This window comes from Sphingosinicella soli, from assembly GCF_014199685.1.
Taxonomy (GTDB): Bacteria; Pseudomonadota; Alphaproteobacteria; order Sphingomonadales; family Sphingomonadaceae; genus Sphingosinicella; species Sphingosinicella soli.
Genome location: NZ_JACHNZ010000002.1, coordinates 41,153 through 62,291 on the forward strand (window position 1 = coordinate 41,153; position 21,139 = coordinate 62,291).

26 protein-coding genes and 1 pseudogene are annotated in these 21,139 nt (G+C 65.1%); 6 read left to right on the forward strand and 21 right to left on the reverse strand.

The annotated features are described in order from the left end of the window. Positions 1-208: 208 nt before the first annotated feature. Positions 209-1,162, forward strand: a complete 954-nt coding sequence (locus GGQ98_RS01565; protein WP_207791189.1) for a LysR substrate-binding domain-containing protein — start codon at positions 209-211, stop codon at positions 1,160-1,162. Here the strand turns inward: GGQ98_RS01565 and GGQ98_RS01570 are convergent. The 6 genes and pseudogenes from GGQ98_RS01570 to GGQ98_RS01595 form a co-directional block, all read right to left on the reverse strand. Next, positions 1,071-1,334, reverse strand: a complete 264-nt coding sequence (locus GGQ98_RS01570; protein WP_184064084.1) for a DUF2274 domain-containing protein — start codon at positions 1,332-1,334, stop codon at positions 1,071-1,073. The genes GGQ98_RS01565 and GGQ98_RS01570 overlap by 92 nt on opposite strands. Before the next feature lie 3 nt (positions 1,335-1,337). Continuing rightward, positions 1,338-1,688, reverse strand: a pseudogene (locus GGQ98_RS01575) (TraB/TrbI/VirB10 family type IV secretion system protein); the annotation flags it as partial. Between the two features lie 352 nt (positions 1,689-2,040). Further along, positions 2,041-2,397: a VOC family protein gene (locus tag GGQ98_RS01580; protein ID WP_184064086.1), complete on the reverse strand. Its 357-nt coding sequence runs from the start codon at positions 2,395-2,397 to the stop codon at positions 2,041-2,043. Between the two features lie 117 nt (positions 2,398-2,514). After that, positions 2,515-2,823 carry a single stranded DNA-binding domain-containing protein gene (locus GGQ98_RS01585; RefSeq protein WP_207791190.1) on the reverse strand — a complete coding sequence of 103 codons (309 nt, stop codon included), beginning with the start codon at positions 2,821-2,823 and terminating at the stop codon, positions 2,515-2,517. A 248-nt stretch (positions 2,824-3,071) separates the two neighbouring features. After that, positions 3,072-3,872 (reverse strand): SRPBCC family protein, encoded by an 801-nt coding sequence (locus tag GGQ98_RS01590; RefSeq protein ID WP_184064089.1) that lies wholly within the window; start codon positions 3,870-3,872, stop codon positions 3,072-3,074. Further along, on the reverse strand, positions 3,872-4,465 hold the full coding sequence (locus GGQ98_RS01595; protein WP_184064092.1) for an ArsR/SmtB family transcription factor: 594 nt from the start codon (positions 4,463-4,465) through the stop codon (positions 3,872-3,874). The genes GGQ98_RS01590 and GGQ98_RS01595 overlap by 1 nt, the downstream gene beginning before the upstream one ends. 112 nt (positions 4,466-4,577) lie before the next feature. Here GGQ98_RS01595 and GGQ98_RS01600 point away from each other — a divergent pair, with 112 nt between their 5' ends. Continuing rightward, positions 4,578-5,531, forward strand: coding sequence for a LysR substrate-binding domain-containing protein (locus GGQ98_RS01600; protein WP_184064095.1), 954 nt, complete (start codon positions 4,578-4,580; stop codon positions 5,529-5,531). Here GGQ98_RS01600 and GGQ98_RS01605 read toward each other — a convergent pair. The 15 genes from GGQ98_RS01605 to GGQ98_RS01675 all read right to left on the reverse strand — a co-directional run bounded on the left by GGQ98_RS01605 (position 5,440) and on the right by GGQ98_RS01675 (position 18,572). Continuing rightward, complete coding sequence (locus GGQ98_RS01605) at positions 5,440-5,700, reverse strand: DUF2274 domain-containing protein (protein ID WP_184064098.1); 261 nt, start codon at positions 5,698-5,700, stop codon at positions 5,440-5,442. The genes GGQ98_RS01600 and GGQ98_RS01605 overlap by 92 nt on opposite strands. Positions 5,701-5,703: 3 nt before the next feature. Then, positions 5,704-6,909 carry a TraB/TrbI/VirB10 family type IV secretion system protein gene (locus GGQ98_RS01610; protein WP_184064101.1) on the reverse strand — a complete coding sequence of 402 codons (1,206 nt, stop codon included), beginning with the start codon at positions 6,907-6,909 and terminating at the stop codon, positions 5,704-5,706. Beyond that, entirely contained in the window at positions 6,906-7,928 is a 1,023-nt protein-coding gene (gene trbG / locus GGQ98_RS01615; RefSeq protein WP_184064104.1) for a P-type conjugative transfer protein TrbG, read from the reverse strand. The genes GGQ98_RS01610 and trbG overlap by 4 nt, the downstream gene beginning before the upstream one ends. Continuing rightward, positions 7,925-8,608, reverse strand: coding sequence for a conjugal transfer protein TrbF (gene trbF, locus GGQ98_RS01620; protein WP_184064107.1), 684 nt, complete (start codon positions 8,606-8,608; stop codon positions 7,925-7,927). The genes trbG and trbF overlap by 4 nt, the downstream gene beginning before the upstream one ends. Further along, a complete protein-coding gene (trbL, locus tag GGQ98_RS01625) occupies positions 8,608-9,960 on the reverse strand; it encodes a P-type conjugative transfer protein TrbL (RefSeq protein ID WP_184064110.1) in 1,353 nt (450 codons plus the stop codon). Before trbL ends, trbF begins: the two co-directional genes overlap by 1 nt. Before the next feature lie 3 nt (positions 9,961-9,963). Further along, the gene (gene trbK-alt, locus GGQ98_RS01630) at positions 9,964-10,257 is read right to left on the reverse strand and encodes a putative entry exclusion protein TrbK-alt (RefSeq protein WP_184064113.1); all 294 of its coding nucleotides are present in this window, start codon (positions 10,255-10,257) and stop codon (positions 9,964-9,966) included. 22 nt (positions 10,258-10,279) lie between these two features. Beyond that, a complete protein-coding gene (gene trbJ / locus GGQ98_RS01635; protein ID WP_184064116.1) occupies positions 10,280-11,041 on the reverse strand; it encodes a P-type conjugative transfer protein TrbJ in 762 nt (253 codons plus the stop codon). Next, complete coding sequence (gene trbE, locus GGQ98_RS01640; protein ID WP_184064119.1) at positions 11,038-13,476, reverse strand: conjugal transfer protein TrbE; 2,439 nt, start codon at positions 13,474-13,476, stop codon at positions 11,038-11,040. Before trbE ends, trbJ begins: the two co-directional genes overlap by 4 nt. A gap of 7 nt (positions 13,477-13,483) precedes the next feature. Then, the gene (locus tag GGQ98_RS01645) at positions 13,484-13,765 is read right to left on the reverse strand and encodes a VirB3 family type IV secretion system protein (RefSeq protein WP_184064121.1); all 282 of its coding nucleotides are present in this window, start codon (positions 13,763-13,765) and stop codon (positions 13,484-13,486) included. Then, the gene (locus tag GGQ98_RS01650; RefSeq protein WP_184064124.1) at positions 13,765-14,097 is read right to left on the reverse strand and encodes a TrbC/VirB2 family type IV secretion system protein; all 333 of its coding nucleotides are present in this window, start codon (positions 14,095-14,097) and stop codon (positions 13,765-13,767) included. The genes GGQ98_RS01645 and GGQ98_RS01650 overlap by 1 nt, the downstream gene beginning before the upstream one ends. Beyond that, a complete protein-coding gene (gene trbB / locus GGQ98_RS01655) occupies positions 14,094-15,077 on the reverse strand; it encodes a P-type conjugative transfer ATPase TrbB (RefSeq protein WP_184064127.1) in 984 nt (327 codons plus the stop codon). Before trbB ends, GGQ98_RS01650 begins: the two co-directional genes overlap by 4 nt. A gap of 169 nt (positions 15,078-15,246) precedes the next feature. Further along, positions 15,247-15,678, reverse strand: coding sequence for a ribbon-helix-helix protein, CopG family (locus GGQ98_RS01660; protein WP_207791202.1), 432 nt, complete (start codon positions 15,676-15,678; stop codon positions 15,247-15,249). A gap of 11 nt (positions 15,679-15,689) precedes the next feature. Beyond that, positions 15,690-17,675 (reverse strand): IncP-type conjugal transfer protein TraG, encoded by a 1,986-nt coding sequence (locus GGQ98_RS01665; protein WP_184064131.1) that lies wholly within the window; start codon positions 17,673-17,675, stop codon positions 15,690-15,692. 154 nt (positions 17,676-17,829) lie between these two features. Further along, entirely contained in the window at positions 17,830-18,156 is a 327-nt protein-coding gene (locus tag GGQ98_RS01670) for a YnfA family protein (RefSeq protein ID WP_184064370.1), read from the reverse strand. Beyond that, positions 18,156-18,572, reverse strand: coding sequence for a MerR family transcriptional regulator (locus GGQ98_RS01675; protein ID WP_207791191.1), 417 nt, complete (start codon positions 18,570-18,572; stop codon positions 18,156-18,158). Before GGQ98_RS01675 ends, GGQ98_RS01670 begins: the two co-directional genes overlap by 1 nt. A 74-nt stretch (positions 18,573-18,646) precedes the next feature. On the opposite strand from GGQ98_RS01675, the gene GGQ98_RS01680 reads away from it, so the two are divergent. Genes GGQ98_RS01680 through merA form a run of 4 tightly spaced genes read left to right on the forward strand, consistent with a single transcriptional unit; the run spans position 18,647 to position 21,081 of the window. After that, positions 18,647-19,045 carry a mercuric transporter MerT family protein gene (locus tag GGQ98_RS01680; RefSeq protein ID WP_184064134.1) on the forward strand — a complete coding sequence of 133 codons (399 nt, stop codon included), beginning with the start codon at positions 18,647-18,649 and terminating at the stop codon, positions 19,043-19,045. A 12-nt stretch (positions 19,046-19,057) separates the two neighbouring features. After that, positions 19,058-19,390, forward strand: coding sequence for a heavy-metal-associated domain-containing protein (locus GGQ98_RS01685; protein WP_184064136.1), 333 nt, complete (start codon positions 19,058-19,060; stop codon positions 19,388-19,390). A 10-nt stretch (positions 19,391-19,400) separates the two neighbouring features. Then, positions 19,401-19,649, forward strand: a complete 249-nt coding sequence (gene merF, locus GGQ98_RS01690; RefSeq protein ID WP_184064139.1) for a mercury resistance system transport protein MerF — start codon at positions 19,401-19,403, stop codon at positions 19,647-19,649. Between the two features lies 1 nt (position 19,650). Continuing rightward, positions 19,651-21,081 (forward strand): mercury(II) reductase, encoded by a 1,431-nt coding sequence (gene merA, locus GGQ98_RS01695; RefSeq protein WP_184064142.1) that lies wholly within the window; start codon positions 19,651-19,653, stop codon positions 21,079-21,081. The last annotated feature ends 58 nt before the right edge of the window (positions 21,082-21,139 follow it).

A 21,139-nucleotide genomic window follows, 5' to 3' on the forward strand; every position in this document is an offset into this window, starting at 1 on the left:
AGAGCGAAGGCCCAAGCCGCCATAGATGAGCGGCTACGTTAATCCCCGAGTCCGGTAGCCATCGGGTCGGGGGCGATATCGAGTTGCGTGAGGAGCGTCACAGAGATGGTGAAATGCGTAGACGACGTCTACCGAGCGCTTCCGATGCATGCGGCACGCGGTGCGTCCTTAGACAGCGCTGTTTCCGCGCAGCGAAACGAGCGCTCTCGTGTCGATCGAGCTTAAACATCTGCGATATGCTGAAGCGGCGGAACGCTGTGGCAGTTTTCGCAAGGCGGCGGATTTGCTCGGCCTTAAGCAGTCCAATCTCAGCCGACGAATCAGACATCTGGAGGAGCAGCTCGGGGTCACGTTGTTCGAACGGACGAATGGTGGAGTGAAGCCGACCCCGGCAGGCCGGGACTTTGTCAATGGCGTTCGCCGGGTTCTCAATGAGCTGCAGATTGTCGTCGATGGAGCGAAGGCCGTTGGCCGCGGCGAGGCCGGATATCTGACGATCGGGTTCTACACGTCCCTCTCGGCCGGCAATCTCAGGGCAAGTCTCGTCGAGTACGGCCGCCGCTTTCCTCAGGTCGAGATCAGCACGGTCGAAGGATCGCGCTCACGCTTATTTGAAGGGATCCAGAACGGCACGGTCGACATCGCTGTCGTCACGGGAGAGCCGGCCTCAGATTGCAGTCGCTCGATGATCCTCTGGAGCGAGCGCGTCATCGTCGCCTTGCCCGAGGATCATCCGCTCGCCGCGAACGAAATCATCTACTGGACCGACCTGAAGCGCGAACGGTTCCTGCTGAGCGAGCGCGATCCCGGTCCGGAGATCCAGGACATCCTCGTGGCTAAGCTCTCCTCACCAGGCGACCTGCCCGACGTCGTCCGGCATGATGTCAGCCCTGAGAACATCAAGAGCCTCGTTGGTGCCGGCCGCGGCGTCAGCCTCATGTGCGAGGCGTGCATGGGGGCGACCTATGCCGGGGTCGTCTATCGCGAGGCCCGCGACGGCAACGGCTCGACTCGGGTCGGGTATCGCGCCTATTGGCGGGACGGCAACGACAACCCTGCGCTCCGGAACTTCATTCGGCTTTTGGAGGAGCGCTGCCCCCCGGTTGCGAACGGGAACGGGTCGCGTGGCGGAGTTTCGAGAACCCCCGATCCGTCGCCATGAACCGTTCGACCATCGGCGGGATCAGCTTGACCGGATCGCCAACCGCGCGCCCCGCCTCCTTGGCTAGCACCTCTGCGTAAGCCACCAAGTCCCGATGCACGGCCGCCGACAGTTCAACCGAGACCTTCACCGGCTTGTCGTCTTCGAGCGGCCCGAGCTTGAGCTTCGCCATCGGTCAGCCTCCGTAGGGTTCGAGCACCAAATCCCGGGTGACAATCACGCGCACGGGAAAGCCCGGCCGGATCGTCAGCGTCGGCGCGACGTTAAGCTGACGGCGCACGATCTGCTGACCGGCATCGTTGATAGTGTCCTGACCACCGTTGCGGATTGCCTGGATCAGGCGGTCATCATCGTTGGTGGCAAGCTCGGCGCCGACGCTCAGCAGCGTGGAAAGCCCCGCCGCCTTGGCCAGTTCCCACCAATGATAGTCGACGCCGTCCTGAAGGCCGGCATAGCCCTCGGCATCGGCACCGGGCTGACGCTCGAGAACGATCGAGCGTCCGTTCGGGAAGATCAGGCGGTTCCATGTGCATCTTCCAGATGAGCCTGACGGCGCTGGCGCTGATTCCGGCGGTTTGCGCCGTCATGTCGGCGGTCCAGCGAGTGGTTTCGCCCGAAGGATCGGGAAGCGTCAATGCCCCCACACGCTCGGCGACCTCGGGCCCGAGCGGCGGAATGCGCGACGGCATCCGTCGGCGTCGAGGGAGGCGTGCGCACGGGTTGCAAATGCGACCTTGACGATCCCAATGCCGCGGTCTGGGGCGATGCAGGAACGGCATGTGCGTTGGACTCCACGAAGTTCGGCGCGTGGGACCGCAATCTGATGACGGCAACCCTGCCCGTCGGCTAGACCGGGGTAGTAATCCCCTCCCGCTCACTCACTTGTCGGACCAAACCGCCAATTCGTAGCCGTCCGGATCGGAAAACTCAAAGCGGCGGCCGCCGGGGAAGGCATAGGTAGGCTTGACGATCTTCCCGCCGGATGCCTCGACTTGGCGCTGGGTCTCGTCGAGGTTTTTGGCGAAGAGGATCACCAGCGGGCCGCCGGCCGCCTTGCCCGGCCTGCCGAGTGCGAAACCGCCGGTCAGACGGCCGTCGTTGAACTCACAATAGTCCGGCCCGTAGTCCTTGAAGGACCAGCCGAACGCCTTGCCATAGAAGTCGCGCGAGCGCGCGATGTCGTCGACGGAAAACTCGACATAGTCGATGCGCTTGTCGTTGCTGGATTTGGTCATGATCTTCTCCGTTCGAGGTTTGGGCAATCAGCGTTCGAGCAGGGCTTTCAGGGTATGGAGGTCGCGGTCTACCGCGGCGGCGTCGGCGGCGAACACCTCCTCCGTCATGTCCGGCTTCTACAGAAGCACAAACATGACCTCCGCGCCGGTTCCATTGGGAACCACGCGCACCGCGTTATGGGTTTCTACCTTCGCGACAAAGACGATGTGGTCCAGCACGCCGAAGTCGTTCGGCTGGGATAAGCGTATGCGGATAGGCCGACCATCGGGGTCCTCCGCCATCCATTCCTCGCCCGATCGCTCGAACCGTCTGCCGAGGCCTGCCGCCCAGCGTTGAAAATTCTCCAGGACGGAGGCGAAGTCGCAGACTTCGCGCCAGTCGCGGTCGATGGACACGTGAATGATGCGAGATGTGCAAATGGTCATATCCGCCTCCTTCGAGGGATCGGGCTCCTTCGAGGAAGGCAGTCTATGCGGACGTGATGGTGGACGTATTGAACGAAACGGCCAGCTCAGCCGTCGAGTTGCCGCAGAACCGTCACGGGCGAGAAGCCCGACAGGCGCCGCACCTTGCGCGTGAGATGCGCCTGGTCGGAATAGCCCGCCTCGAAGGCGAGACCGACAAGGCGCGGCTCCCGGGACCGCCGCGCCGTGTGCCCCGCTTTCGCAACATTTCAGGCTGGCGGGAATCGCGCGTCGAGCCACGTCTTCCAGGCTACCTCAACTTCTCTAGCGATACCGGCGGCCTCGTCTCCGTAGAGATAGAACCGCACCGAAATATAGATCGGCCCGCCCATCGAAAACCCAATCATATGCGCAATCGCCTGCGCGGGCGTGTCCAGTTTCAGGATCACGCTGAACCCTTCGGGCGTGTTTTGCGCTTCGAGCACCGTGCCGCCCATCTCCGGTGCGTCACCACCTGTCTTGACTGACTGCCCTTCCGTGCCGTGCTTCACCCCCAGCGGCTTCATCAGACGCTCGAACGCCTCGGATACCGCGCCGTCGAACTGCGCGGCGACCTGTACCAGCGCGCTCTCTTGGCCGGGGAAGTGCTGGAGATAGAACCGCAGGATCTTGAAGAACGACACCCAGCCTTCTGCGTGCCCGTCGAACTGCGAATCCCAGTCGTCGCTATCGGCAAACCAGCAATGGACGATCCGCACCGTGCAGGTGCCGCCCGCCTTGGCTTCGACGGTCCATTCGCTGGCGACTGTGCCCATTGCCTCTTCTGTCTGGGCAACGAAGCGGTGCGGCGGCTGCCATTCGGTGATCTCCCCTACCGAATCCATGCTCGGATCGGGCCCGAAATGCTGGATGGTTTTGCCCCCAACTCGGCCTTCGATGGTCGTGGGCACGAACCAAGCCGAAATCCCAGGCCCTGTTGCAATCGCCTCCCAGACCGCCTCGGGCGTGCCGGGCACCTCGACTTCGGTTTGAACGGAGCGGCGCCCCGACGGCTCTTTCCTGACAGGCATTATGCGTCCTTTTCGGGTTTTGGCATGGGATGGGCGACGACGACCAGCCGATGCGGGCGCCCGCCGGGCGCCGCGCCGTCGTGGTAGCGGCTGGCCAGTTCGGCCACTGCCTGCGTCAACTCGCGCGTGAACGCGGCCCTGTCGGCCGCCGAGGTGAAGCAGATTTCGGTATCGATCGCGAGGGTGGCGAGGTCCTTTTCCGCCTGGCGGGCGCGCCGACACAGGTCGCCGACCTCGCGCACGATTCGGGCGCCGAGCGCGATAAGATAGCTCGCGGCGAGACGGTCTTTGCTCCGCGCCGGGTCGGCGGCCACGGGACCAAGCACCTCGGGCGACACGGCATAGGCGGCGGCCCTCGCCACCATGAGGCGCTCGGTCAGCCCGCCCCACATCCGTGTATCGGCTACTTCGATAAGCCCATGCTGTTCTAGGGTGTGCAGGTGATAGTTGATCCTCTGTCGCTTGAGGCCGAGCCGTGTCGCGAGCGTCGCAGCCGATGCGGGCTCCTGCAATTCCGAGAGAAGCTGGCTCCGCGTTGGCTCCAGCGCGGCCACCGCTGCGCTCGGTCGATCAATGACTTCAACGTCCAACATGCTGTTCTCAGGTTGACAAATTTACCCGTCAATGCCCTCGACAAGAAAATTTGTCAATGGCGGAAAGCCGTTGTTTGATTGAGAAAAGTCGACGGCGAGGAAACTGGACCAGGTGTCGATTGAGCTTAGACATTTACGCTACGCTGAAGTCGCGGAGCGCTGTGGCAGCTTTCGTAAGGCAGCGGATTCGCTCACCCTCAAGCAATCCAATCTCAGCCGACGAATCAGGCATCTTGAGGAGCAGCTCGGGATCGCGCTGTTCGAACGGACGAACGGCGGCGTCAGGCCGACCGCGGCTGGCCGGGACTTTGTCAATGGCGCGCGCCGGATCCTCCATGAACTGCAGGTCGTGGTCGACGGGGCGAAGGCTGTAGGCCGCGGCGAGGCTGGATACCTGACGATCGGCTTCTACACTTCCCTCTCGGCCGGCAATCTCCGCGCGAGCCTTGTCGAGTACGGCCGTCGCTTTCCTCAGGTCGAGATCAGCACCATCGAAGGATCACGCTCGCGTTTGTTCGATCGAATTCAGAACGGCACGGTCGACATCGCCATCGTCACGGGGGAGCCAGTTTCTGATTGCAATCGTTCGATGGTTTTGTGGAGCGAGCGCATCATCGTCGCCTTGCCCGAGGATCATCCGCTTATCGCAAACGAAATTATCTACTGGACGGACCTGAAGCGAGAACGATTCCTGCTAAGCGAGCGCGATCCGGGACCGGAAATCCAGGACGTACTCGTGGCCAAGCTCTCCTCGCCAGGCGACCAGCCCGACGTCGTCCGGCACGATGTGAGTCCGGAGAATATCAAGAGTCTGGTCGGCGCCGGTCGCGGCGTGAGCCTCATGTGCGAAGCGGGCATGGGCGCCAGCTATGCCGGCGTCGTCTATCGCGAGGCCCGCAACGGCAACGGCTCTACCCGGATCGGGTATTGCGCCTATTGGCGGGACGGCAACGAAAACCCGGCGCTCCGGAACTTCATTCGGCTTTTGGAGGAGCGCTGCCCGCCCGTTGCGAACGGGAACGGGCCGCGTGGCGCATCTTCGCGAACCCCCGATCCGTCGCCATGAAACGCGCGACCATCGGTGCGACCAGCTTAGCCGGCTCCACAGCTTGGCCGCTTTCGCGGCCAAGGATCTCCGCATACGCAAGGAGATCGCGGTGAAGAGCGGCGGGCAGTTCCACCGAAATCTTGACCGGCTTGTCGTCTTCAAGCGGTCCAAGCTTTAGCTTGCCCATCGCTCAGCCTCCGTAGGGTTCGAGGACCAGGTCGTGCGTCACGATGACGCGAACCGGAAAGCCCGGCCGGATCGTCAGCGTCGGTGCGATGTTGAGCTGGCGGCGCACAATCTGCTGGCCGGCATCGTTGATGGTGTCCTGCCCGCCGTCGCGGATCGCCTGGATCAAGCGGTCGTCGTCGTTGGTGGCGAGTTCGGCGCCGACGCTCAGCAACGTCGACAGTCCCGCCGCCTTCGCCAGCTCCCACCAATGATAATCGACGCCATCCTGAAGGCCCGCATAGCCCTCAACGTCGGCGCCCGGTTGACGCTCGAGAACGATCGAGCGCCCGTTCGGGAAGATCAGCCGGTTCCAGACCAGGAGCACGCGGCTTTGACCGAACTGGACGCTGTTGTTGTACTGCCCAATGACGCGCGTGCCCTGCGGCACCAGCAGGATGCGGCCTGTCGGGCTGTCGTAGATGTTCTCAGTCACCTGCGCAGTGATCTGGCCCGGGAGATCCGAGTGGATGCCGGTGATGAGCGCGGCGGCGATCACGGCGCCTGCCTGAAGGATGTAAGGCGACGCCGGCGCGGCGACGCGATCCGGTGCGACCGTGCGCCGATCGGCGGCCGCGTTGAGGAAGGCAAGCTGGCGATCCCGGGCCGATGGAGTCGCGGGCGGCGGCGCGAGGCCGAGGCCGGTGAGGTCGGGCGCTGGGTGCGGCGCGATCGTCGCGGCGCCGGGGCCCGTCAAGGCCATGGGCCGATTCTCGGCGCCGCTGAACAGCCTGCTGACGCGGGCGGTCTCTATTTCTTGCAGCCTCCGCTGCTCTTCCGCGCTAAGGCCGGGATCGGGCTGTCCCGGCAATGGCTGGCCACGATTTTGCGCGCCGAGGATGGGTCGGCCGAGATCGCCCGGGAGCGGCGGACCGAGCTGGGGAACGCCGCTGTAATCACGCGGCAGTCCGGCCAGGCCATCGGCGGTCGACCGATTGTCCGTCGAGTAAAGTTCGTCCGCCGGTCTTCCCGCGTCGCGGGTTTGGAGCGCATAGATCAACGCGCCGCCTATGCCGACGCTCGCCACGAGTCCGAGGCCGGCAAGCACTTTGCGGGAGAGCCGCGTGACGCGCGGCGCCTCGCCGCGGAGCCGCGTCGGGGCGGCCGCGTCGGCGGCCGACCCGGTCAGCGGCGCCTCGCCTTCCTCTTTTCGGGGTTCGGGCTCGCTCACGACGCCGGCCTCCCATCGGTGCGGACGATGCGGACGCGCTTCTGGCGGTCGCCAGCGCCGAAGCGCAATTCGGCGGCGGCGAACAGGCGGTCGACGATCATGTAGTTGGCGCGGACGCGGTAGTTCACGAGTTCGGAGGTGTTGCCCTCCGGGCCGACGACGAACAGCGGCGGCATTTCGCCCTGACCGATGCCGCGCGGAAACTCGATGAAGACCTGTCGCCCGTCATCGTAGGCGCGCAGCGGCCGCCACGGCGCACGGTCGCCCTCGATGACATAGCGGAAGTTGATGTTAGCGAGGTCGACGCCGGTGGCGACGGGACTGCTAGCCTCGGCCTGCGCGTTCTGGCGCCGCAGGGCGATGAGCTGATCCTGCGGATACTGCCAGGACACCGACGCCATATAGGTGCGCTCGGTCGAGCGCAGCTCCATGTGATAGGTGCGCAGATTGGTATTGATGATGAGATTCGTCATCAAGTCGGCGCGGGTCGGTTTCACCAGGATATGGACTTGGCTGGTCGCGCCCGAACCGCTCACCGTGTCGCCGATGATCCAGCGGACAGTGTCGCCGGCGGCGACCGGGCCGGAGCCCACGAGCTGCTCGCCTGGCTGAAGCGCGATGTCGGTGATCTGGCCGACGGCGGTGTAGACCTGATAGAGCGCGCCGCCCGTATAGGGATAGACCTGCATGGCATTGATGAAGCCGTCGCGGACCGGCTGAACGCGCGCAGCGGCATTTGCCTGGTTGACGCGCGCCGTGGGCTCGGTCGGCTCCGGCGTTCGGCGTACTGGTTCAACGGGCTGCAATTGTCCGGGCAGCGGGAGCGGCCTCGGAATTTCGACCACGCGCACGGGAGCGGGAGGATCGGCGCTCAGCGCCGCCGGCACGGCGTTGTCATAGGAGATTTCGGGCGGCCTGTTGGCCGTGGCGCAGCCGGCAAGCGCCGACGTGCAAAGCAGAATCGCAAATGTGGAAGTGCGAAAAGCCGGTTTGCCGGCTTTACGGAAAGACGGCTTCATTGCCCAAGCTCCCGTGACCAGTTGATGGCGTTGACGTAGATTCCGAGCGGGTTGGCGCGCAGCCGGTCGGCGTTGCGGGGCACCTGCACGACGATGGTGAGGATGGCGGTCCAGCGGGTCGTCTCGGCGAGCTGGCCGTTCTCGTAGCGGCGTTCGACCCATGCGACGCGGAAGCTGTCGGGCGAAGCCCGGATGACGCTGGAGACGTCGACGGCGATCTGTTGCCGGCCGACCTTGGCGAAGGGGTCGTTCGACCGCGCGTAGTCGTTGAGCGCCATCGCGCCGCGGTCGGTCGTGAAGTCGTAGGCGCGCAGCCAGTTCTGGCGGACGATGATGGCGTCGGACGGAATCGAGCGCACCTGCTCGATGAAGCGCGCGAGATGAAAGGCGATCTGGGGATCGGTCGGACGATAATCGGCGACCGCTGGCGCCACGGCCTGCGCCTGGCCGAGCTTGTCGACCTGCACCACCCACGGCACGATCGTGCCGCGCGCCGATTGCCAGACCAGCGCCGCCGCGAAGCTGGCGGACAGGATCAACGAACCGAACGCCATGAAGCGCCAATTCTTCGCCTGGACGCGCGCGGCACCGATGCGCTCGTCCCAGACCTGAGCGGCGCGCTGATAAGGTGTCTCGGGTTCCGGCATTTTGCCGTAGTGAGTAGAAGGTCGTTTGAACATCAGCGATCGCCTTGAGAGAGGTTGATGGAGGAGCCGCCTCCATGGCTGTCGCCGCTGCGAACGGCGTGGGCGGCGGCCGTCACACCGTGGCTCAAGGCCTGAGAGCGCTTCATGCGCTGGGCCCAGGCCGGCGGCCCTTCAGCCGCCGCGGGTGGCGCCGCCTCGGCCGTGCTTCCGCCGATCGTGCCCATGGTCGACGTGCCGCCAGTGGCGGCGAACGCGGATTTGGCGCCACCGGAGAAGCTCGACTTCATGCCGTCTGCTGCTCGGGAGGCCGCGCGACGCAGCGGTGAGGTGGCGGCCGCGCCAGCGGCGCGAGCAACGCCGCCAAGTCCCGAACCGACGGCGGACGCGCCCGACTGACCGGCAGCGCCGAGGCTGTAGGCAGTCGAAGCGCCTCCGGCCATCGCCGCACCACCGCGCGCGGCGGCAGCAGTTCCGGAAAGAGCGGCGGCGCCGCCGCGCAGGGCCAGTCCACCCGCTGCGCCGGCCGCCAGCAGCGCTCCGCCCGCCGCGAGTCCGGTTCCGACCGCCGCGCCCGCGCCAAGCTGCGGCCCGCCTGAGACGATGCCGTTGGCGATGCCGGGTCCAAAGATGCCTAGCCCGAGCAGCGAGAGCGCGGCGAGCACGATGGCCATCGCCTCGTCGATGGTCGGGGTCCGGCCGCCGAAGCCGGCGGTGAACTGGCTGAACAAGGTCGAACCGATGCCGATGATGACGGCGAGCACGAGGACCTTGATGCCAGACGAGATGACATTGCCGAGCACGCGCTCGGCCATGAACGCCGTCTTTCCGAACAGACCGAACGGGATCAGGACGAAGCCCGCAAGGGTGGTCAGCTTGAACTCGATCAGGGTGATGAAAAGCTGGATGGCCAGGATGAAGAAGGCGAGGACGACCAGCGCCCAGGCGAACAGCAGGCAGGCGATCTGGATGAAGTTCTCGAAAAAGGCGATCCAGCCCATCAGGTCGGAGATGGAATCGAGCAGCGGCCGGCCGGCGTCGAGGCCGGTCTGCGCAACGCGACCGGGGCGCATCAGGTCTTCGACGGAAAAGCCGGTGCCTGACGCCATGAGCCCGAGCCCGGCGAAGCTCTCGAACACGATCCGCGCGAGGTTGTTCCAGTTGCCGATGATGTAGGCGAAGACGCCGACGAACAGCGTCTTCTTGATGAGGCGCGCCATGATGTCGTCGTCGGCGCCCCAGCTCCAGAACAGCGCGGCCAATGTCACATCGATGACGATCAGCGTCGTGGCGATGAACGCCACCTCGCCGCCGAGCAGGCCGAAGCCGCCGTCGATGTAGCGGGTGAAGACCTCGAGGAATTGGTCGATGACGCCGGTGCCGCCCATGGATCACCGCCCGTCGTTGGGTTGCGGCGACGCTGGCGCGGGTGCGGGCGAAACGCCGAGGAATCGGTCGCGGGTTTCGGCCCAGGTGCGCAGGCATTCGGGATCGCGCGCGGCGGCCTCACCCAACAGTTGACACCGCCGCTGCGCCTCGCGCAGCGGATCGGCCGGCGTGTGTTCGCTTGGCCGTGACGCTTGGACGGGTTCTTCCTCTTTCCGGGTCAGCTCGATCGCCGTCGCGGTGATAGCGACGGCGACGAAGACGATGGCGCCGACGCGCGCTAAAAGCTTGCCGTCCATGACCTGATCCTCTTGAGGGGCCTTAGTTGCCATTCGGGAACATGCGAGCGTTGCCGGGCTGATAGCCGCTGCCGGGGGTCAGGAAGCGGCGGCGCTGCTCGCGACCCTGCTCGGCAGCCGCAGCGCGCTCCGCTTCGGACAGCGCTTGAGCCCGTCCGTTCGCGGCGACGACGGCCGTAAGATCGGCGAGCTGCTGCGCCTGGAGGGCGAGGAGCTGATTGCCGGCCTGCGACGCCTGCAAGGCGCCGGTGGCGCCCTGGCTTTGGCCGATGAGCGCCGACATCTCGGCGCGGTTGGTATCGATGTTGCCGACGACGCCGGCCTGCACCCGCATGGCGTCCTGCAAGCCGCCGACCGTGTTCTGCCAGCGCTCGTGGGCTTGCGCCACGAGCTGCTGATCGGAGGCGGACATCGACGCATTACCGTAGGTGGATGTGAAGGCCTGATCGATCTGCTGGACGTCGTAGGCGATACGCTGCGCCTGACCGAGGAGCTGTTGCGTCCGCTGCACGGACTGCTGCAGGCGTTGGAGCGAGGAGTAAGGCAGGCTCGCGAGGTTTCGCGCCTGGTTGATCAGCATCGTCGCTTCGTTCTGAAGCGAGCTGATCTGGTTGTTGATCTGCTCCAGCGCGCGGGCGGCGGAGAGAACATTCTGCACGTAGTTCGTCGGGTCGTAGACGATCCATTGCGCGGACGCCGGCTGGACCAACACGGGCGACAGCGACACGGGGATCGAAAGGATGGATGCGGCAAGAAGCGCCGCGCGTGAGCGACGGAAGATCATGGCTGGGTCTCCAGGTTGTTGAGGTTGGGAATGAGGTCGGCGGCCCAGGCGACGCCGCGCAGACGCAGCCAAGCCGACAGGAATCCTTCGCGGCCGTGCTCGGCCACGACGCGCTCGATCGCGGTCTGATCGGTCTTCGAGGAGGCGGCGCAGAGCGCCAACGCCACGTCGGACAGACCGAGTTCGAATAGCCGGTTGCCCCGCCGGGATTGGCAGTAGTAGTCGCGCTTCGGCATCGCGCGAGCGAGAATCTCGATCTGGCGATCGTTGAGTCCGAAGCGACGGTAGATCGCGGTGATCTGCGGCTCGATCGCGCGCTCATTCGGCAACAGCAGCCGGGTCTGGCAGCTCTCGACAATGGCCGGGGCGATCGCCGAGCTGTCGATGTCGGAGAGCGATTGGGTGGCGAAGACGACGGAGGCGTTCTTCTTGCGAAGGGTCTTCAGCCACTCGCGGAGCTGGCCGGCGAAGTCCTCGTCATCGAGCGCCAGCCAGCCTTCGTCGACGATGAGGAGCGTCGGGCTGCCGTCGAGGCGATCCTCGATGCGGTGGAAGAGATAGGCGAGCACGGCGGGCGCGGCGCCCGTGCCGATCAGGCCCTCGGTCTCGAACGCCTGCACGAAGGCTTCGCCAAGATGCTCGCTCTCGGCGTCGAGCAGCCGGCCATAGGCGCCGCCGACGCAATAGGGCCGAAGCGCCTGTTTGAGGTCGTTTGATTGAAGGAGGACGGCGAGTCCGGTGAGCGTGCGTTCGCCCACGGGCGCGCTCGCCAGCGAGGTCAGCGCCGTCCAGATATATTCCTTCACCTCCGGCGCGATCGTCACGCCCTCGCGCTGCAGGATCGCGACGATCCAATCAGCCGCCCATGCGCGTTCCGGCACGTGGTGGATGCCGGCGAGCGGTTGCAGTGAGACGCTGTCGGCGGCCCCTTCTGTCAGGCCACCGCCGAGATCGTGCCAGTCACCGCCCATCGCGAGCGCGGCCGCACGGATCGAGCCGCCGAAGTCGAAGGCGAAGACCTGTGAACCGGGATAGCGCCGGAACTGGAGCGCCATCAGCGCCAGCAGCACGGATTTGCCGGCGCCCGTCGGTCCGACGACGAGCGTGTGCCCGACATCGCCGACATGAAGGGAAAACCGGAACGGGGTCGAGCCTTCGGTCCTGCCATAAAGCAAGGGGGGTTGCCCGAAATGCTCGTCCCGTTCCGGCCCCGCCCACACCGCCGACAGCGGAATCATGTGGGCGAGATTGAGCGTCGAGATCGGCGGTTGCCGGACGTTGGCGTAGACATGGCCCGGCAACGAGCCAAGCCAGGCGTCGGCGGCGTTGATGGTCTCGGCCATCGCGGTGAAATCGCGGCCCTGAACGATCTTCTCCACCAGGCGCAGCTTCTCGGCTGCGATGCGTGGATCGGCGTCCCAGACGGCGACCGTCGCGGTGACATAGGCCTGACCGGCATAGTCGGCGCCGAGTTCCTGCAGCGCGAGGTCGGCATCGGCCGCCTTGTTCGCCGCATCGGTGTCGACAAGCACCGAAGCCTCGTTGGTCATCACCTCCTTGAGGATCGCCATGATGCTCTTGCGCTTGGCGAACCATTGCCGCCGGATCTTGGTGAGCAGCTTGGTGGCGTCGGTCTTGTCGAGGAGGACGGCGCGCGTCGACCAGCGATATGGAAAGGCCAGCCGGTTGAGGTCGTCGAGCAGCCCGGGTGTGGTCGCGGTCGGAAAACCGACGATCGTCAGGATGCGGAGATGCGTGTCGCCCAGGCGCGGTTCCAGTCCGCCGGTGAGCGGCTGATCGGCCAGCAACGCGTCGAGATACATCGGCGTCTCGGGCACGCGCACGCGATGGCGCTTGGTCGAGACGGTCGAATGCAGATAGGTCAGCGTCTCGCCGTCATCGAGCCATGCGCATTCCGGCATGAAGTTCTCGATGAGCTGAAGCACGCGGTCGGTGCGATCGGCGAAGCCGCGCAACGCCTCATGAGGGTCAAGGCCGTTGTCGGCCTTCCCTTCATAGAGCCAGCTCTCGGCGCGGGCGGCGTCCTCGGCCGGCGGCAGATAGACGAAGGTCAGGAAGTAGCTGGACTCGAAGTGCGAGGCGTCTTCCTCGAAATCGGCCTTGCGCTCGGCGTCGACCAGGGCTGACGCGGCCTCGGGAAAGCGGCTCGCCGGATAGGCCCCGGCGCCATGGCGTTGCGCCTCGACGAAAATCGCCCATCCCGAACCGAGGCGGCGGAAGGCGTTGTTGAGCCGGCCGGCGACGGCGACGAGTTCGGCCGGCACCGCGGAATCCAGGTCGGGACCGCGAAATCGAGCGGTGCGTTGGAAGCTGCCGTCCTTGTTGAGGACGATGCCCTCGCCCGCGAGCGCGGCCCAGGGCAGGAAGTCCGCGAGGCGGGTTGAGGACCGGCGATATTCGGCGAGGTTCATCATCGGGGCCTCACGCGCTCAGGTGGCCGGGAATGCGCAGGTGACGGCGCACCACATCGACGAATTGCGGATCGCGCTTGGCCGCCCACACGGCGGCGAAATGGCCGATCGCCCAGAGCCCGAGACCGACCAGCCAGAGGCGCAGGCCGAGGCCGAGCGCCGCCGCCAGCGTGCCATTGAGAATAGCGATCGAGCGCGGCGCGCCGCCGAGCAGGATGTGTTCGGTGAGCGCCCGATGGACCGGGACGGTGTAACCTGGCACGTCGCTGGCGCTGTCGATCAGGCTCGCCATCAGACAAGCGCCCCGCCGCCGAAGGAGAAGAACGACAGGAAGAAGCTCGACGCGGCGAAGGCGATCGAGAGGCCGAACACGATCTGGATTAATTTTCGGGCTCCGCCCGACGTGTCGCCGAAGGCCAGTGTCAGGCCGGTGATGATGATGATCATCACCGCGATGATCTTGGCGACCGGCCCCTCGATGGATTCGAGGATCGACTGCAGCGGCGCTTCCCACGGCATGGAGGAGCCGGAAGCGTAAGCAGCCGGGGCCAGCATCATGCTGACAAAGGTGACGGACACGGCGGTCGCGATATGACGGCGCGTGCGCAGGGCATGGCGGATCATGCGGAATCTCCTGGAGCGGGCTGGGTTGCGGGGATGACGCGGTAGTCGCCGTCGGGCTGAAGGCCTTCGACGCGGGCGAGTTCGGCGAGGCGACGGGTCGATCCGCGGCCGCTGAGCACGGCGACGAGATCGATAGTCTCGGCGATCAGCGCGCGCGGGACGGTGATGACGGCTTCCTGAATGAGCTGCTCGAGGCGGCGCAGCGCGCCGAGCGCTGTGCCGGCGTGGATCGTGCCAATGCCGCCCGGGTGGCCCGTCCCCCAGGCCTTGAGCAAATCCAGCGCCTCGGCGCCGCGCACCTCTCCGATCGGAATGCGATCGGGGCGCAAGCGAAGCGAGGAGCGGACGAGATCGGAGAGCGATGCGACGCCATCCTTCGTCCGCATGGCGACCAGGTTCGGCGCGGCGCATTGCAGCTCGCGCGTGTCCTCAATCAGCACGACGCGGTCGAAGGTCTTCGACACTTCGGCGAGCAAGGCGTTGGTGAGGGTGGTCTTGCCGGTCGAGGTGCCGCCGGCGACGAGGATGTTGCGGCGGTCCGCGACGGAGCGACGGAGCAGTTCCGCTTGTTCAGCGGACATGATCTCGGCGGCGACGTAGTCAGCCAGCGTGAAGACGGCGACGGCAGGTTTGCGGATCGCGAATGCCGGCGCGGCGACGACGGGCGGCAGAAGGCCTTCGAAGCGCTCCCCCGTCTCGGGCAACTCGGCCGAAACCCGCGGCGAACCGGAATGAACCTCGGCGCCGACGTGATGCGCGACGAGGCGAACGATGCGTTCGCCATCAGCGGGCGACAGCCGCTCTCCAGTGTCGGAGAGCCCCTCGGAGAGCCGGTCGATCCAGAGCCGCCCGTCGGGATTGAGCATCACCTCGACGATCGACGGGTCTTCCAGAAATCCGGCGATGGCGGGGCCGAGGGCCGTGCGCAACATGCGCGCGCCTCGCAGGATCGCCTCTGATTGCTGGTGAGAAACCGCCATGTCGTCCCCGTTCTGCGTGGGACCGCAAACACGCGGCCCTGGATCGGGGATCAGTAGAAGAGGCAGAAATCAGGGCATGACAACAAGCGGAATGGGGTCGTAGTGCTCTGGCGTAGAAAGACAGGGACGCGGCGGAACTGCTCTACTCTTGCGACGCGTCTCGCGATGGTTATTCCGTGCCTGCGACCGCGGTGACGTCCTCGGAAATCTCCTCACGCACCTTCGGCCCCTTTGCGAGTCGCCGCCCGAGCGCGGCGACAAAGGCGTCGTAGCGTTCACCCGCCTGTGCGCGCGCGGCCGCCTGAGCCGGCTCCGGCAACGGCGGATTGGTCGTGAGCCAGAAGCGGACGAACACAGCCAACATTTCCACCGAAATGCCGAGGTCGCGTTCCATGCGCGTCATGCGCCGGTCGAGCTGATCCAGCCGTTTGGTGGTCGCGGCTTCCTGGCGCTCGGCCGCGTCGGGCGAGAGGAAGGATGCGATGGCCGCTTCAGCGATCAGAGATCGCGATTGATCGCGACGCGCGGCATAAGCGGCGAGCGCCTTCATGATGTCCGGATCGAGATAGACTGAGAGACGCTGCTTCTTCGGAATCTTCATGATCGCCACGCTCAGAGGTCCATCCCGTCGTTGGGATCGAGCGAGACCTGCCGCGCGACACCCTGCATGACCTGGTTCAGCCGGCCTGCGCGCGCGGTGTCGTCATCGGCGTCGTCGGAACCATCGAGGTCGAACTCGTTGTCGATCGGCGCCTTCTTCTCGACAGGCTTCACCGTGGTCAGCTCCGGTTGCTGACGCCGTTCCGAGCCGGTGGAGTCGTCGTCGCCTGTACCGTCCTGCTGCGCGGCTGCATCGAGTTGCGGCCGCGACGGCAATGGCAGGACGCTCCAGTCGTCCGGCTTTCCCGCAGCTGGCCTCGCAAGTGCCGGCGGCGGGAGCACGCGCTCCTGAAAGCGCCGATCCTCGAAGTAGCGCGCCTTCTTCGCCCGGATCGGCGGTGTGCCCGCCACCATGATGATCTCGTCCGCAGGTGGGAGTTGCATGACCTCGCCGGGCGTCAGCAATGGCCGTGCGGTCTCAGAGCGCGAGACCATCAGATGGCCGAGCCAGGGACTGAGCCTGTGCCCGGCATAGTTCCGCATCGCTCGCATCTCGGTCGCGGTGCCGAGCGCATCGGAGACGCGCTTGGCCGTCCGCTCGTCATTGGTCGCGAAGCTGACGCGCACATGGCAGTTGTCGAGGATCGAGTTGTTCGGCCCATAGGCCTTCTCGATCTGGTTCAGCGACTGCGCGATCAGGAAGCTCTTCAGGCCGTAGCCGGCCATGAACGCCAGCGCGGACTCGAAGAAGTCGAGACGGCCGAGTGCCGGGAACTCGTCGAGCATGAGGAGCAGCCGGTGCCGCCCGCCCTTGGCCTGCAGATCCTCGGTCAATCGCCGGCCGACCTGATTGAGGATCAGCCGGATCAGCGGCTTGGTGCGCGCGATGTCGGAGGGCGGGACCACAAGGTAGAGCGTCGACGGACGCCCGCCGCCGACGATGTCGGTGATGCGCCAGTCGCAGCGGCGCGTGACGGCCGCCACGACCGGGTCGCGGTAGAGGCCGAGAAAGGACATCGCGGTCGAAAGGACGCCCGAGCGCTCGTTGTCGGATTTGTTCAGCAGCTCGCGCGCGGCCGAGGCGATGACGGGATGTGGGCCCGCTTTGCCAAGATGCGCGGTCTTCATCATGGCCGCGAGCGTCGACTCGATCGGCCGTTTGGGATCGGACAGGAAGGCGGCGACGCCCGCCAGCGTCTTGTCCGCCTCGGCATAGAGGACGTGGAGGATGGCCCCGACGAGGAGCGCGTGGCTGGTCTTCTCCCAGTGGTTCCGCTTTTCCAGCGACCCCTCGGGATCGACCAGGATGTCGGCGATGTTCTGAACGTCGCGAACTTCCCATTCTCCGCGGCGGACCTCGAGCAGCGGATTGTAGGCGGCCGACTTCGCGTTGGTCGGGTCGAAGAGCAGCACCCGGCCATGCCGGGCGCGGAAGCCGGCGGTGATCTGCCAGTTCTCGCCCTTGATGTCGTGAACAATGGCGGAGCCCGGCCATGTCAGCAGCGAGGGCACGACCAGGCCGACGCCCTTGCCGGAGCGGGTCGGCGCAAAACAGAGCACATGCTCCGGACCATCATGACGCAGATAGGCATGGTCGAACTTTCCGATCACAACGCCATCGGGTCCGAGCAATCCGGCGGCCCGCACTTCGTCGGCGCGCGCCCAGCGGGCCGACCCATAGGTCTCGACATTCTTGGCTTCGCGCGCACGCCAGACCGACATGCCGATGGCGAATGCGATGGCGATGAAGCCACCCGATGCCGCGATATAGGCGCCCTCGATGAAAACGTGCGGTGCATAGGCATCGTAGAAATACCACCACCAGAAGAAGGCTGGGGGATAGTAGATCGGCCAGCCGAAGAGTTCGAACCAAGGCCGGCCGAGCTGCGGCTGGAAGCCTAGCTGCCATGCCGTCCACTGCGTCGCGGTCCAGGTCGTCGCGAGGACGATCAGGGAGACGAGGAGAATTTGGCCCCAGAGGATTTTGGTCGCGGACACAGGTTCTTCTCCTTTGGGAGAAGAGGTCGGCTACGATCGCGGCCGGTTTCAAGATCGATGGGAGAACCTTGTGAACATATCGTGCCGTGGAGCGCAAATACAGGTGATAGCGTAGGAGCCCTCGGCATCGCGAATATAGCCAGCGCCCTGACCATCAGGCACCCCGCGGTCCCCACAGAATAATCGCTGCACCTAAGACGCAGACGGCGGCGCCCATGACATCCCAGCGGTCGGGCCGTTGTGCTTCAACTATCCAAAGCCACAAGAGCGACGCGGCGATGTAGATGCCGCCATAGGCCGCATAGGCTCGTCCCGCGAATTCGCTGTCGATGCGGGTAAGGAGATAAGCGAAGAGCATAAGGCTGGCTATGCTAGGGGCGAGCCACAGCGGGGATCGGTCCAGGCGCAACCAGGCCCAGAAGGCAAAGCAACCGGCGATCTCCGTCAAGGCCGCTCCAACGTAAATCGCAAATGTCGCCATCATGATGCCAGCGCGTCTAGGACCGGGCACTCCGGCACGTCTTCGCCGGAGCATTGCGCGGCGGTCGCAGCCAACACTTTCTCGATGCGGCGCAGGTCGGCGATCTTGGCGCGCACATCGGCCAGATGCCGCTCGGTCCGCTCCTTCACTTCGGCGCAGGTTTGGGTGCCGCCATCGACTAGACCAAGAAGACCGCGAATCTCCTCGATGGCGAAGCCGAGTTCCCGGGCACGCAGGATGAATCGAAGGCGAGAAACATGACCCTCGTCGTAAACACGATAGCCTGACGCCGTTCGCGGTGGGTCCGGCAGCATGCCGATTTTCTCGTAATAGCGGATGGTCTCGAGGTTGCAGCCCGTGCGCTGGGCCAGTTTGGCTCGCTGCAACCCCCTCCCGGACACGTGATCGCCCACCATTCAAAAAACCCCTTGAGCCTGTAGTTGCTACAGACTGTAGCCTGCAATCAATCGAAATTCGAGGACCGAGTCGCATGAGTGAAGCACAAATTGAAACCGCACCGTTGGAAGTGAGCGAACCGCGTTCGGCACCCAAGAACGGTTGGCTTGCAGCAGGGGGCATTGTCGGCGCGATCTTGGCTTCGGCGTGTTGTGTTGTTCCCCTGCTGCTCGTCACGCTTGGTGTTTCAGGTGCCTGGATCGGCAACCTCACTGCACTGGAACCCTATAAGCCATATGTTGCGACGGCGACGCTCGGGTTGATCGGCTTTGGTTTCTGGCAGGTGTATTTTCGGGCCAGGCCGGTATGCGAACCCGGGTCTTACTGCGCCCGCCCGCAATCGTCGCTCATCACCAAATCGGCTCTCTGGATCGGCACGGTAATTACCCTTGCAGCCCTCACCATCGGTTGGTGGGCACCACTTTTCTACTAAGGAGCACTAGACATGAAACGCCCCCTCATAATCACCGTTGCCGTACTTGCCGTTGGCACGCTCGGGGCCTTTGTCTCGACAGGTCTCCTACCGGTGGCCGCGCAACCTGCGGCCATGCAGGTCGCCGCGGCTCAAACCACCACCTTTGCCATTCAGAACATGACGTGCGCCCTTTGTCCGGTGACGGTCAGGAAGGCGATGGAAGGCGTGGCCGGAGTAAGGTCAGTCACGGTCGATTTCGACGCGAAGACGGCGACCGTCGTTTTCGATCCGTCGGTCACGAACGCCGCAGCGATCGCTGCGGCCTCGACGAACGCCGGATACCCAGCGGCGGTCAAAGCCTAGACCTGAATCAATGAAGGACACGACCATTATCAGGACCGGCATTATCGGCTCGATAATTGCCGCGATCTGTTGCGCCACGCCAATTCTCGTCCTCGCGGTCGGTGCGCTTGGACTGACGACCTGGCTAGGCTGGCTCGACTATGTGCTGCTGCCCGCACTCGCGGTGTTCCTCGCCATGGCGGCCTTCGGCCTTTGGCGACGAAACCAGGCGGCGAACTGCTGTGCCAGAGATGCACAAAGAGACAAAGAAAGAGCTTGAGATGGCGGACTGCTGCACCACTACCGGACCACGGAAAACCAGCTACGACCTCGCGGTCATCGGTGCTGGCTCGGCCGGCTTCTCGGCCGCCATCACGGCGGCCGAGCAGGGCGCGAACGTGGCACTCATCGGCCACGGCACCATCGGCGGCACCTGTGTCAATGTCGGCTGCGTGCCGTCGAAGACCATGATCCGTGCGGCCGAAGCCCTGCATGGCGCAAGGTCGGCGGGGCGTTTTCCTGGCCTCGTGGGAGAGGCCCGCGTCGCAGATTGGCGGCGCTTGATCGCAGCTAAGAATGATCTTGTCTCGAAGCTGCGGCAGAAGAAGTATGTCGATCTGCTGCCCGAGTATAACGGCATCGGTTATCTTGAGGGTGCCGCGCGACTCAACGGTGCTGGCGTGCTGGTCGGCGACAACCACATTGCAGTCGACAAGATCATCGTCGCCTCGGGCGGGCGGCCCGCTCTGCCGCCGATCCCTGGAATCGAGAAGGTGAAGTCCCTTAACAGTACAACGCTGCTGGAACTGGAGGCGCTGCCCAGGAGCCTGATCGTCGTCGGCGGCGGCTACATCGGGGCTGAACTCGCGCAGATGATGGCGCGCATGGGCGTGGCGGTGACCGTCATCTGCCGGTCGCGTCTGCTGCCGCAGGTGGAGCCGGAAATCTCGGACGCGCTGGCGTCCACGTTCCGTGCCGAGGGCATCACGCTCTATTGCGGCATCGCATACGACGCCTGCCGCGAGGACGAGACCGGCGTGACCGTTTGCATCAAAGAAGGGAGCGAACTGGTCGAACTCAAAGCCGAAAGACTGCTGGTCGCCACCGGGCGCAGCCCCAACACCGAAGATTTGGGTCTTGCGGAAGCTGGCGTCGCTATTGATGCGCGCGGCGCAATCGTCGTTGACGACCGCATGCGCACCTCCAAGGCCGGGGTCTATGCGGCAGGCGATGTCACTGATCGCGACCAGTTCGTCTACATGGCGGCCTATGGCGCCAAGCTTGCCGCGCAGAACGCGTTGAATGGCGATAGCCTCGCCTATGACAACAGCGCCATGCCCTGGGTCGTCTTCACCGATCCGCAGGTGGCGGGTGTCGGCTTGAGCGAGGCGGCAGCCGGGGCAGCCGGTTACAGCGTCAAGACCTCGGTCGTGCCGCTCGATCAGGTGCCCCGCGCGCTGGCCGCCCGCGACACGCGCGGAGCGATTAAGCTCGTAGCGGATGCGAAGACCGACCGGCTTCTTGGTGGTCAGATACTTGCACCGGAAGGTGCTGACAGCATTCAGACCCTGGTGTTGGCACTCAAATTCGGGATGACGACGAAGGCGCTCGGCGAGACGATCTTTCCCTATCTCACTACCGTTGAAGGGCTCAAGCTCGCGGCTCAGGGTTTTGGCAAGGATGTAACCAAGCTCTCGTGTTGCGCCGGCTAGCGTGCTTTTGCGTTTTCAATGCGCGCTCGTCGCAAGGCGATTGTCGTCGTACCACTTA